Genomic DNA, 13046 nt, shown 5'->3' with positions numbered 1-13046 from the left:
GCCGCGTAGTGTCACGATACACCTAGCGAATCGAAAGCATGCTCCCGTCCCACTGTTGAGACGAAAACGCCATGCGACTGTTGCCGCTTGACCGTGGCCCCCAGGGTTTCGTCGGACGGTGAGCGTGAAGCTAACTACTACCTGCGAGGAGACACCGCAGTGGCCGACAACGATGTGGCGCCCGCCCCCTTAGTGATTCCCGAGCGCGAGCTCCCGTGGCCCTCGACCATGAGCGACGAGGCGCTCCAGATGTCGCAGTTCCTCTACGGGCTTCCGCGTTCTCCTGAGCCGCCCGGGACAGACCGTGCGGCATGGGCCGAACTGCTAGCGGAATCAGCGCCGACGTCGCCGGAACAGGTGATCGGCACCGCAATGGGCACCGTCGGCGGTGTGCGCACAGAGCGGACACTCCCCGTCAGCGAGGTCATGGTCGGCTCGGTGCCCGTGTTCACTGCGCCCAGTCCCGAAGGCGTCGACGATGATCGAGTCCTGTTCGCGCTGCATGGCGGTGGTTGGACTGACGGAGGCGGGGAAGTGAGCCGTGCGGCCGCCAGTCTCGTGGCGACGACCTATGGTCTGCCGTCGTGGGTCGTCGACTACCGCATGCCGCCTGAGCACCCCTACCCCGCCGCCCTCGATGACTGCGTCATCGCATACAAGGTGCTACTTGAGTCGCATGACGCGAGCCGCGTCGCCGTGTTCGGGATGAGTGCCGGCGGAAACCTAGCCGCTGCCCTGATGCTCCGCTTGGCAGCCGAGGAGCTTCCCCGTCCGGCGGTGTTGCTCCTCAATTCGCCCGCCGTCGACCTGACTGGCCAGGGTGACACGGTGGAGGTTCATTGGCTGGGAAATACGGTGCCGTCAGGACGACTCTCGGAGCGTGCGCGCCTGTACTCCGGTGGCCATGACCTCACCGATCCAGAGCTGTCTCCGCTCTTCGGGGACGTTTCTGTGTTCCCTCCGACCGCGTTGATCACTGGGACCCGGGATGTGCTCCAGTCCGACACCGTCCGGCTGCATCGTGCGCTGCGCGCGGCCGGCGTGCGAGCTGACCTTCACGTGTTCGAAGGCGCACCCCATGGCCTTTTCGCGGGACAGGCTCCCGAGGACCGCGAGGCAGCCCGTGAACTGAGCGCATTCGTGGAAGAGCACATCCCGTTGAAGGGATTCGAACAGCGCGAGATGTCGTACTACCTCAGCCTTTTCGCGCCCATGCTCGAGCGGCAGAAGAGCATGCGCAACAGCCAGCTTGAGGCAATCGACGTTCCTCGTGGAGCCCTCCTGTTCCTCGGTGACAGCATCACTGAGCAGGGGCTCTGGAGTGAATGGTTCGTGGACGGGCCCGTCGTGAACCGCGGCGTCGGAGGCGAGCGCTCCGACGAGGTTCTTAAGCGCACCCAAAGGGAACTCCAAGAGCCCGCCGGGGTGTCACTGCTCATCGGCACAAATGATCTGACCGCTGAGGTTGAGGAAGACGAGATTGTCGCGAACGTCGACGCGATCCTGACGTTGGTGAGGGAAGAAAACGTCGATGTCCCGATCGTGTTGAATTCCGTCATGCCCCGCACGGCAGATTTCAGGGAACGGATCGAATCGCTCAACGTTCGCTACAAGACCCTCGCAGTCAAGCACGGGGCCGTGTACTTGGATTTGTGGCCAGCGTTCGCGACCGACGACGGTGCCATCAAGCAGGAGTTCTCGCTCGACGACTTGCATCTGACTGGCGCCGGATACGCGGTTTGGGTCGACTTGCTGCGCCCAGAGCTTGCGGCGGAAAGCGTCAAAGTCTAGGTGGCTCCGGCACCGGGCCGGGTCGGCGCCCCCGCCGCCAGATGGCACAGACGCTGTGCCAAACTTCTCCAATGACCAAAACCTCCGGACCCAAGCGTGCGACAAGTTGGGACGTGGCGCGGCTTTCGGGCTTCTCGCGGAGCACGGTTAACGAGATCCTCAACGGTCGAGGAGAACGATTCCCTGAAGCGACACGCGCGCGTGTCCATCAGGCGGTCGATGAGTTGGCGTACGCCCCGTCACCAGCCGGCCGTGGCCTGGTCACGGGACGAGGGTCGACCGTCGTCGTCCTGGTGCCGGCTGGCACGCTGCCCCCGCTGTTCCAGGACTCCATCGTCGAGTTGCAGGCGGTGCTGTCGTCGCGAGGATTTCACGTGCTCGTACAGTTCGGTATTTCGGACTCGGACGCAATCGTGACCGACCTGCGCATGCTTGCGCCAGTGGCGATTGTGAACTTCAACGTCCTCGCGCCAGGGGCGGCGGAGCAACTGAGGCGAACGGGTGTAGTCGTAGTTCCGGACAGTGGCGAGTCGGAACTCGATGAGTTCGATGTTCACGTCGGCTCGATGCTGGTTCAGACGTTAGTCGAACGGGTCGGCAGGCGGCGCTTGCTCTTTGCGCGTCCGGCCGACGCTGTGGACTACCCAAGCGGTATGGGTCGCTTTAGAGGTGCTCTGCAAGCCGCGGCCGAATTGCGCCTCGACCCGCCCACACTGGTCGAGGTGCCACTGGATGTGGCGACTGCGGCGCGCATTCTGGAACCCGTACTGTCGCACGACAAGCCGACCTCTATCGCGTGCCAAGTGGACGTCGTCGCCTTGGCAGTTCTCGCGGCATGCAGGGAACTCGGCCTTGAAGTGCCCAGTGAAGTGGCGATCATGGGAGTAGATGCGACTCCCGAGAGCCAACTCTGGTCGCCGCGCCTCACGACATTCCGGATCGATCAGGGTGAGGTCGGACGGGGGCTTGGCGCGAACCTGATTAGCGCGATCGACGGCGACGAGGCCGGTGCGCACGCCGCCGGGTTCCCTCAACTTCGAGTCGTCGAAGGCGACACGGCGTGATGAGGGATGCCCGGGCGGACACTCTGGCTTAGCCCCGATCGTCGAGAGCCGCTGCCGCCTTCGCCTCGAGATGCGCTTCTACCTCAGGACGGTGGCGGTCGACGTTGAGGAACAGGAATACGACTATCGCGAGCACTCCCGTGATCAGCGGCAAGTACACGTATGAGGTGGTGATGGCGAGCTGCGCTGACTCGCTCTGTGCGGACGCTGCCGCGTCGTAGCCGCCCCAAGCGAGCAACCAACCGACAATTGCCGCAGAGAGTCCTGTTCCGATCTTGAAGCCCAGCGACGAGACCGCGAACGTGAGCCCCTCGAGCCGGATACCAAACTTCCATTCGCCATAGTCGGCGATCTCGGCGAGCAACGGCATGCTACCCACCGCGAAGGGTACGAGGCCGAGACCGCGGATAACGAGGCCGACGAGCAGCACGGGAAGGCTCGCCGGTGCGATCGCTACGACTGCGGTGCCGATCACGATCAGGCTGAACCCCACAAACATTACCGGCCTGCGACCAAACCGGCCCATCAAGGTAGGCATGAGCGGGATGCCTGCCACGGTGGGCAGGAGGCTAGCGATCGCGAGCAGCCCATAGAGCGAGGCGTCCCCAAGGACGTCGTTGGCGAAGTACACCGCTCCCGCCGCGATAAAGCCGCTGAGTCCGTTCACCATGACGAAGAGTGCGGTTGCCCAGAGGAAGTAGCGGTTGCGGAAGAGCGTGCGCAACATAGTGGATGCGGGCACCTTCGGCTCTTCGCCGTGGCCCTCGTTGACAACGACGCGCTCCCGAGTCCCAGCGAACACGATGACAGCGCTTGTGACTGCGATCACCGCGTACAGTGCCGCGGTCGACGTCCAAGCCCTCTGGTCATCTCCGAGAACATTCACAAGCGGAAGAGTTGCAGTCGACGCGACCAGGCTGGTCAGAATCGACGCGAAGAACCGGAAGGTGCTGAGGGAGACGCGGGCCTTCGTGTCCGCAGTGATGACCGACACCAAAGCGCCGTAGGCCACGTTAGCGGCCGTATAGAAGACAGCCATCAACATCGAGTACATGACGATTGACCAAACGACCTTGCCCGTGTCATTCAGTGCTGCCGGCACGGTGAAAATCCCTACATAGGCTGCGCCCATCGGCACCGCAGTAAAAAGGATCCACGGGCGCAGCTTGCCCCAACGGGTCGACGTCTTGTCGATCAGGATGCCGATCACGAAGTCCGTCACACCGTTGAGAAGCTGACCGATGAGCAGAATGGTGCCCGCGATCGCAGCGCCGATTCCGGCGACATTGGTGAAGTAGAACAGCGCAAACGCGGTGACCGTCGACGCAAGCAGTGACTGTCCTACGTCTCCCACGCCGTAGGAAAACTTCTCGCGCAGTCGTACTTTCGCGAGCGCTCGCGCGGGCGTTTCAGGAACAGCTGCCGAGGAATCCGTTTGTGTGCTCATCGTTGAGGCGCTTTCGTGCTTAAGGCGTGGAGTGAGCGGAGGGGCCATCGATCCGCCACGTGACGGTCATCGGCGACTCGGCACGAGTGTTAACGTATCATGTCACGTGACACTAGCGGGGCCAGCGTTCGGGTTGGAGCCGTGTCGATGGAGGCAATGGTGCGAACCGACTCTCGCGGTACCGGCGCGATCGGTCCCGCCCTAGGCCGTGGTCTCTCCCCTCGGGAGGCGGTCGGACCATGGGACGGCTATTGGAACGGACCTTCAAACAGGCGCTGCGGATCACCACCCCTCGCAGCGTTCGTACCCTTCGGAAAAGCGATTGCCGACGACGACTTGCAACCATCCGTCGCGGGCTCGGATATCTAGCAAGGCGGTGCGCGACCAGTGGTAGCCCGCCATGTGGCACCTGGTAGCGCACTTTAGGCCCCAAATGCACTTTGAATACAACCTAAGGAGACATGATGGCGAAGCTGCCATTCAACCGAGATTGGCGTGTACGCAAGAGGACGAGCCTGTTCGATGAGGTCAGCGCAGCGGCCGACCCCGGAGACCTCGTGACTTTGCCACACGACGCGATGCTTGCCGCCGGTCGCTCTCGCGATTCGGGTGCGGAGGCGGGGTATTTCGTGGGTGGTGCCGTCGAGTACACGAAGACCTTTGACGTACCTGATGCGTACCGCGATCGGCGAGTGAGTATCGAGTTCGACGGGGTCTATCGCGATGCTCAGGTCTTCGTCAACGGCGCTTTCGTCGGGGGCCGCGCGTTTGGCTATTCACGATTCCGAGTTGGCATTGATGCGGCGCTTCGGTACGGCGCGGAGAACACTATTCGCGTGGAGGCACGTGCGCTACCGTCCGACACGCGTTGGTACAGCGGCATGGGAATTCACCGCCCGGTTCACCTGCTCGTCGAAGACGCGGTGCACCTTGTCGACCACAGCGTCCGTGTCGAGACCGAACACCTCGAGCCCGGCTTCGCAACCATCGCGGTCGCGGGTGAGATCGCGAATACGACACCACACACCCAGCAGGTCGAGCTCGACGTCGTTGTGCGCCGTGGCGAGTTCGAGGTCGGGCGGGAAACAGCGCCCGTCACTCTCCGGCCTCAGGCGTCGGCCACGGCTCGGACCCGCATTCACCTACACAACCCCGAGTTGTGGAGCCCCGACGACCCCAACCTCTACGACGTTGAACTAGTACTGCGAAGCGACGAGGACGGTTCAGGTGCCGGCCTCACGATTCCCTTCGGCATCCGCAAAGTCACCATTGACCCTCGCCATGGTCTTCGAATCAACGGCGTCACGACGAAGCTACGAGGCGCCTGCGTCCACCACGACAATGGCGTACTGGGCGCGGCAGCCATCGCACGGGCAGATGAACGACGTGTGGAGATCCTGAAATCCGCGGGCTTCAATGCGATTCGAGCCTCCCACAATCCCCTGAGCAGCGCGATGATCGACGCGTGCGACCGACTCGGCATGCTGGTTATTGACGAAGCTTTCGACACCTGGACGCAGTCCAAGATGGCATTCGACTATTCGGTCTCGTTTCCCGAATGGTGGCACCGAGACCTCGAGTCCATGGTCGAACGCGACTTCAATCACCCAAGCGTCATCATGTACTCGATCGGGAACGAAATCGTGGACCTGGGGACAACGCTGGGAGCGACATGGGCGCGAGACCTCGCGGAGGCAACCCGCGCGCTCGATCCGACACGCCCCATCACGAACGCGATCAATGGTCTACTCACTCTGATGATCGACCCGCCTACCGAGACGCCGGGTGCGGGTGGGGGGCTCAACACCACCATGAGCGAAATGGGTGACATCCTCTCGCAAATGAACGTCGCTCCCCCTGTGACCGAACGCACGCGCGAACCGCATGCCATCGTCGACGTCGCTGGAATGAACTACGGAGAGGCGCGTTACGAGGTGGACCGCGAGATGTTCCCCAACCGCATCATCCTCGGCACAGAAACCTACGGTCCCAAGATCGCCAAGCTCTGGGAACTTGTCGAGGCCAACTCCCACGTCATTGGTGACTTCACCTGGACTGGCTGGGACTACCTGGGTGAAGCGGGCATCGGACGGGTCACCTACGCCGGAGAGTCAGACGCGAACGACGGTCTCATGGGTAGTTACCCGACTCTGGTCGCCGGGTGTGGAGACATCGACATTCTTGGGCACCGCCGACCGCTGTCGTTCTACCGTGAAACGATTTTTGGTCTCCGCGATGTGCCATATATCGCGGTTCACCGTCCCCAGCGCCATGGGCAGGAGCCCATCGCGGGCGCGTGGAGTTGGGATGACGCTATCTCCACCTGGACGTGGGATGTGCCAACGGGATCGCCCGTCAGAATCGACGTTTATTCATCTGCCGACGAGGTCGAGCTTCGTCTCGATGGCCGCCAGATCGCTCGCGCGACCGTCGGAGAAACGCGACGCAACATCGCCGAGTTCGAGGCGCAGTTCCGCCCCGGACACCTTGAAGCCATTGCCTACACGCATGGGGAAGAGACGGGGCGCTCGAGCCTCCACTCCGGTGACGGAGTGGCGCAGTTGCATGCCAGTGTCGATCGTCATGAAGTCGCCGCTAATGACGAAGACTTGGCCTTCATCGAGGTCGACATTGTCGATTCCGAGGGAGTGGTGCTCGTGGACCGCGACGTGTTGGTGAGTGTGAACGTTGCAGGGGCGGGCCGCCTCCAAGGCCTGGGAAGCGCGCGCGAATCCACGGAGGAGAGCTTCTTGCAGACGAGTGCGACGACCTTCGACGGGCGCCTGTTGGCCGTCGTCCGGCCGGTGGCGACCGGTGAGATCACGATCACCATCAGTGCGGACGGGTTTGACGATCTCCAGGTCATGCTGACGGCGCGGAAACCTTAGGCCCCACGTCCGAAGGCAGGCCGGCGCCTTCCTCCTTCAAGGTAACCCACGCTGAGGGAGGCGCTGGCCCTGGCCGCTCGCGCAGCACCTCGTGACTGACGCCGCTGGCACGGCGTGAATCGCGGACCATCCACAACACGACTAGCGGCCGACGCACCATTGCGGCGCACGGGCCGCCGACTACTACTGAGATGAGGCAAGTCCCCCATGAGCCCCACGATGCAGTCCGTCATCATCACCGGCCCCGGCGCGCTGAAGAGTGCGACGGTCCCCATCCCCACGATCGGAGCCGACGACGTTCTCGTACGCATCCGAGCGTGCGGAATCTGCGGCGCGGATCCCCACGCGCTCACCGAAGGCGGCATCCCCGTTGGCAGGACGGAGACGCCAATCGGGCACGAGCCGGCAGGCGAGGTCGTCGAGGTAGGCGCCGCCGTGAGTGGCCTCGCAGTCGGTGACCGGGTAGTCATTGATCCCACAGGCGTTGCCGACGCGATCATCGGCGGCGGCGGACCCCAGGGTGCGCTCAGCGAATACGTCGCGGTGCGCAATGCCAACCCTGGGCGCAACGTCATTCCCTTCCCTGCCCACGTCCCGTGGCACGTAGCAGCGCTCGCTGAGCCGCTCGCGGTCGCACGCCGCGCCGTGGACCGAACTCGCCCGACGCCCGATCACTCGGCCATCGTGTTCGGAGCGGGGCCGGTCGGGCTCGGGGCCCTCCTTGCGTTCAAGGCCCACGGCGTGAAGCACGTGGTAGTGGCCGATGTGCAAGAGAATCGATTGAACAAGGCGCTCGCGCTTGGCGCGGATGCTGTCATCAATTCGAGCCGAGAAGACGTGCGCAGCCGCTTGGTCGAGCTACACGGCGAAGCCACGGATGCGTTTGGTCGCGCAGGGCTCCCTGGGACCGACATCTATCTCGATGCCGCGGGCGTTCCGGCCGTGCCTGAGACGGTTTTCGCCGGGCCGAAGCTCGGTGCGGTCTACGGCATCGTCGGTATCCATCGCAAGCCCATCACGTTCGACTCGCAGATGATGATCCCTGCCGAACTCACCATCGTTCACTCCATGGGTCATCCGACCGAGATGGCCGATGTTATCGCCGACATTGCGGCCAATGTCGACAAGTACGCCATGATCGTGAGCGATGTGGTCCCTGTGAGTGAGGTAGCGCGCGCGATCGACCTCGCCGGAACCCCGGGGGCGACGGATAAGGTGGTCGTCGCCCTGGACTGACGTTGTGCCTGTAGCCGCGTGGAGCGGCGCGCGTCGCGCCGCTCCGCTTCGGTGTCGGACCTCCGGGGTCAACGGAGCTCTACTTACGTGTGCACTGCGCCTTCACCACTTATGGGTGTGCTAGCACGCGCGCGGGGTTGGTCACTGTCAGTTGTTCGTATGCGTTCTCAGCGACGTCGAACTGAGCGAAAGCCGCGGTGATGAGGCGGTTGAATAAGGTGAATCCGTGCGCACCGTAAGTGACCCCTTGGGCTTCTGTGTGATGTCATGGCCGAGGACAATCTGCTCGCCGTAGCCCGAGCGGATCAGGTGAATGAGCCCCTTGAGACGGTCGTCGTCTTGGGGCAGCATTTCTACTTCGGATCCCCAACTGTCGAAGCCGACGGTGACGCCACGGTCGAGAACACGCTCGACGAGGGTGGTATCGACGAACTTCACGCTCTCTAGGGAACCGAGGTAATCGCGCCGCGAGTTCCACGGACGAAGGAATGAGTCCATGTGAATCATCACGACCCGGTCCGGCGGCAGCGCCATGTCGTCGAGCAATACACCGAGGCCCGAGATCACTTGCTCGTGCCCCATGGGAAACGCTGTGTGGACATGAACCGATAGTCCGGTCTCATGCGCGACGGTCGCGCACGCACGCAGCGTCGCGACTTCAACTTCGCTGAGCGGTGCGCGCGGTGACGCGGCGCTGAGTGCGCATTTGAGGAGGCCCGCTCGGATGCCGGTATCACCGATCCCCACTGTCACTTCCCGACGGAAGAGTTCCGCGTGCTGGTGCTCTGTCAGTCCGACGTGCTCGTCATACCGGTTCGCCGCGGTGTACAGCCCAGTCGCAGTAACCACGTGTACATCTGCGCGCTCGGACGCCGCGCGCAGATCACGTACGTCGCCACGAATGCCGATCGGCGACGCGTCGACGACCGACCTGCCGCCAATGTCCCGGAAGTGCCCGAGCTCTGCGGCGGTGTACTCCACGTCGCCGACAGTCATGCATTCGGCCGAGAAGATAGAGGCGCCACTTCGCAAGAACGCAAGGTTCTCGTTACGCAGCGCAAGCATCTCGGGAGGAGGCGTGTGGTCGCTGTAGAGGCGCGCGATGCGCGTCAGCAGGTCCATATCGCCATTGAGGTGCTCGTGCATCGAGGTGAAGCCCAGCGTCTCGGCAGGGATCTCCCCTCGCACAGTGGTGATGGTCGCCATTGCAGAACTCCTTTGTGTGGTCCGTGGGGCGCTCACGCAGTTCGAACCTGAAACGCACAGTCTCAGCGCGACGCGATATCGCGGCTCCGATCTCTTACATGCTGATGGAAGATCAGCCTGCTTTCGTGCGTGCCGCAGAAGGCATCCATGCGCTCTTAAGCAACGCGCAGACCTGTGAGACCTGCTCGCGATCCCCCTTCGTCCGCCCCGTGAATGGTCCGTGCGGCGCGCCTTCCCACAGGTGAAGTTCCGCGAGGGCGCCGGACTGAAGCAGCTTGCGATACACACGGACGGTATCGGACAGAAGAAAACCACTGGTGCCAGTTGCCCGCTGCCAGGATGAACAGGAGGATGCGGGTGTCCGACTCCGGCAGATCGTGCGGCACCGCATGGAGTACTTCGCATCGCCGTGCGACGCATCCGCCGCCTTGACTTCACTCTCGTCAATGACAGCACCCGTCGTTGCTAACGCGAGGGCCTTAACGGTCCCGGGCTCGTTGGTATCCGTACTGCTGCCCACCGCTTGCCGGCCAGCCTCGTCTTGCTGAGCGTGATCCGGCATCGCGGGTGTCTGGGAGACGTGGTGAATCCCTTGCTGTGCGCTCACGCTGATGGTAGTGGCGAGAGGAGACTCTCCCTACGACGTCTGCGCCCGGGTTGATGAGCGACTACAGGCGCAGCCCGTCGAGCATGGACAGCATCAGTAGCGCTCGCGTGCGGGGATCGAAGCGTCCGTCTGAACGCCTGTGTGCGCGCGATGCGTAGTCCTCCACCATCGCAACCAGTCGGTCGTAGCGCCCACTGAACCATGCATGTGCTGGGTGCGTGGGATCTACCGCACCCAGCGTGAGCGAGAGCCACCGACGAGTCCGGTCGCGGTCCCTCAGTGCAATCTGCATGACGGCCTGCATCACTTCGCTGTCGGAAAGCCCGGCGGTAAGGAGCGGACGTATCTCAGCCGCGGTGCGATCATCCTCATGGTTGAGTGCAGCAGCCAGCAATTCCTCTTTGGAATTGAAGTGTCGTAGGAGGCCAACATGTGACATACCCGCGCGCGAAGCGATGTCGCGCAGGGATGCTCGCTCGAACCCATGCTGGGCCACGCTGTCGAGTGCAGCGTCGAAGAGTTCGTCGCGTCGCGATGAGGATCGGCGCGTGGCCGCATGAGGGTCCTTGCTCACCCTGCGGCCCCAACGCGCGCCACCGTGCGATGCGCCACGCATCGGACTCGGATCATCGCGACAGGGTGCCAACGGTGCTCATTGACAGCACGTGTCCAGTTGCGACACGTCGAAGACCTTTCGCTGCACTGGCCGATGGCGTGCGAAGTTGCTGACCCATGCGGAGACTCCCGAGGCGGTGGATGAGCGCTTCATGGTCACATGTTGAAGTGCTGAAGGGTGGAACCGTGAGAAAACCAACAGGTGTGGTATCTACATCCCGGCAATTGCCAGAGTAGAACGGTCACTTTGCCGGAATAGCGTCCATTGCCAGACTAGAGCGGTAACTTACACAAACATTGGCATTCGCAGTATCACGGGGTTCCGCATTCGCACGAACCTGGGCGGGATCCGCATTCATGAGGTGACCAAGCGGTGCCGATCGACGCCTAGGCGCGACTTCTTGGCAACGGCGCGAGGGAATCAAGGATCGGATCCCACGCGCCCGCCAGACGGATTGTATGGAACCACTTCCAAGCCGTGCTGGGAGCGCTCAGCGCGCGCGGAGTGTCGGCCCACTTCAAATCATGCGCCAGTACATACAAGATCGCAGTCACCACTTTGCGGCGGTCAACGACCGCTTGGGGCGATGCCTCCAAGACGATAGCCGCAATAGATTCCCAGACGTGATCGGCGAGCGCGGGTGCTCCTGCCGTCAACGATGGGGAGACTACTTGGAGATGTTGGACCCTCGAACGTATCGCGGCTGCCGGCGGTGCGTCGAGATCGGAAGCGTTGACGCTAAACCTCTGTGCTACTCGGTCGTCTGCTCGGCAATCAGTGCAGCCACCTGCGTGAGCTCGCTCGTGGACTGTCATCGCGAGCTCGTGTCCGTGCTTTAGGCAGCGCCACCACCACTTTCCACTGCCGGGAACTGTCTCGTTGGCCGCGACCGGGTTGAGGTCGTCGGCCCATTCACGCGTGATCACTGGATATCTCGTTGCCGCGTCGTTGACGCCTTGGCGAAGCTTTCGCCCGGAGCAGATTGGGCAACTGGGTGCTCTCCGCTTAGCCATGTATCCGATCGCTTGTAGGAAATCATGGCCATAGGGGCAAAGCCACGTGACCGAGAGGTTCGAGCCAGCGCGTACGTCTGACGGGAGGAGCCCGTTGTTCTCCGTGGGGTGCCACCAGTCGACATGGTGAGGATGAGTGGTAGCGAAATCATTGCGGCCGGGTATGAGCACGCGCCCTTCGCAGTACGGACATGTCGGGGTGAGGGCGAACCGTAGCGGGCTGCGCGTGAACGGATGACCGCTTGGGCAGCGAAGTCGTATTTCTCGGCGACTATTACGTGCCGATACTTGATGCGGCCCTGGCTGTTCGACAGTTCCATCCCAGAAGCCGACGAGGTGAGGGTGGGTAGTGGCGAAGTCCTGTTCGCCTTGGACGATCGCGGTGCCCGCACAGTATGGACAGCCGGCGCCTTTCTCGGTTCTCGATGCGGCCGTGGCTGGCCAAGAATGGCCTACTGGGCATAGCCACCAGAAATAGCGGCGGGAGCCCGGAAGGATGTCGGAAGGCGTGACCGGGCCGTTTAGCGAGGGGTGCCACGTTCGCGTAATTGTTGGGGACCGTGCATCGAGTGAGGTTATCCCGGGCACCAGGCGCGTACCAGCGCACACGTTGCAGTAGAAGTCGGTGTTGGACCGACCTTGCGGGCGTTTGAGGCCGGAGTAAAGGACGTGACCCACCGGACACATCAGTACCCAGTGCGTCGGACCCGATGCGCCCGGGCGTTCGCCGACGACGAACCGATCCCGCCACCACGAACGGTCACGGCGAGTTGATGAGACAACACTCAGGATGCCGTGCGAATCGACCTTCCACGGACCGTGCTCGGCGACGTCGCACACGACAACTGTGGGCGTAAAGGCGTCGATAGTTCGCTCAAGCCCTAGTTGCTGGCGGGCCCACACGATCGTCGCTCTCAACATGAGTAGCGCTGCATTGACGATGGAGTCGACAGGGTCGCGCAACCAGCCGTTCTCATAGACGATGGAGCGGACGATGGCGGTGACCGCATGCTTGAGGGCAGGTCCATCGGCGCAGTGCGCTGCATGTTCGATGTACTGATCTGACAAAACGGTCAGAGCGAGCGCGGCGGCAAACGGCAGATCTTCGGGCTCGACCTGATCCCTCGTCCCGATGGACCTTGCGGACACTGCATGTCGAAGTACCTCGGCTACCAATT

At 62.9% G+C, this 13046-nt stretch carries 8 protein-coding genes; 4 read left to right on the top strand and 4 right to left on the bottom strand.

Annotation, left to right across the window (positions count from 1 at the left end; all coding sequences use genetic code 11):
* The first annotated feature begins 159 nt into the window (after nucleotides 1-159).
* Together AOP75_RS12960 and AOP75_RS04835 are read left to right on the top strand one after the other, a co-directional pair.
* Nucleotides 160-1791: an alpha/beta hydrolase fold domain-containing protein gene (locus AOP75_RS12960; protein ID WP_062077174.1), complete on the top strand. Its 1632-nt coding sequence runs from the start codon at nucleotides 160-162 to the stop codon at nucleotides 1789-1791.
* A gap of 71 nt (nucleotides 1792-1862) precedes the next feature.
* Complete coding sequence (locus tag AOP75_RS04835; protein WP_062077173.1) at nucleotides 1863-2855, top strand: LacI family DNA-binding transcriptional regulator; 993 nt, start codon at nucleotides 1863-1865, stop codon at nucleotides 2853-2855.
* Between the two features lie 28 nt (nucleotides 2856-2883).
* Here the strand turns inward: AOP75_RS04835 and AOP75_RS04830 are convergent, their stop codons facing one another.
* Nucleotides 2884-4302: an MFS transporter gene (locus AOP75_RS04830; RefSeq protein WP_062077172.1), complete on the bottom strand. Its 1419-nt coding sequence runs from the start codon at nucleotides 4300-4302 to the stop codon at nucleotides 2884-2886.
* Nucleotides 4303-4766: 464 nt separating this feature from the next.
* Here AOP75_RS04830 and AOP75_RS04825 point away from each other — a divergent pair, with 464 nt between their 5' ends.
* Both AOP75_RS04825 and AOP75_RS04820 read left to right on the top strand, forming a co-directional pair.
* Nucleotides 4767-7190, top strand: a complete 2424-nt coding sequence (locus AOP75_RS04825; protein ID WP_062077171.1) for a glycoside hydrolase family 2 TIM barrel-domain containing protein — start codon at nucleotides 4767-4769, stop codon at nucleotides 7188-7190.
* Between the two features lie 207 nt (nucleotides 7191-7397).
* Nucleotides 7398-8426, top strand: a complete 1029-nt coding sequence (locus tag AOP75_RS04820; RefSeq protein WP_201774141.1) for a zinc-dependent alcohol dehydrogenase — start codon at nucleotides 7398-7400, stop codon at nucleotides 8424-8426.
* Nucleotides 8427-8573: 147 nt separating this feature from the next.
* Here AOP75_RS04820 and AOP75_RS04815 read toward each other — a convergent pair whose 3' ends face one another.
* From AOP75_RS04815 to AOP75_RS12995, 3 genes are all read right to left on the bottom strand, one after another.
* Complete coding sequence (locus tag AOP75_RS04815) at nucleotides 8574-9632, bottom strand: phosphotriesterase family protein (protein WP_062077169.1); 1059 nt, start codon at nucleotides 9630-9632, stop codon at nucleotides 8574-8576.
* A gap of 668 nt (nucleotides 9633-10300) precedes the next feature.
* Nucleotides 10301-10813: a TetR/AcrR family transcriptional regulator gene (locus AOP75_RS04810; RefSeq protein ID WP_161794534.1), complete on the bottom strand. Its 513-nt coding sequence runs from the start codon at nucleotides 10811-10813 to the stop codon at nucleotides 10301-10303.
* Nucleotides 10814-11241: 428 nt separating this feature from the next.
* A complete protein-coding gene (locus AOP75_RS12995) occupies nucleotides 11242-12555 on the bottom strand; it encodes a zinc-ribbon domain-containing protein (protein ID WP_369345460.1) in 1314 nt (437 codons plus the stop codon).
* Nucleotides 12556-13046: the final 491 nt, after the last annotated feature.

The sequence above is a fragment of the Demequina globuliformis genome, assembly GCF_000975155.1.
Lineage (GTDB): Bacteria > Actinomycetota > Actinomycetes > Actinomycetales > Demequinaceae > Demequina > Demequina globuliformis.
The sequence above is the reverse complement of the archived record's forward strand: the minus strand, read 5'-3'. Positions and strand labels throughout refer to the sequence as shown.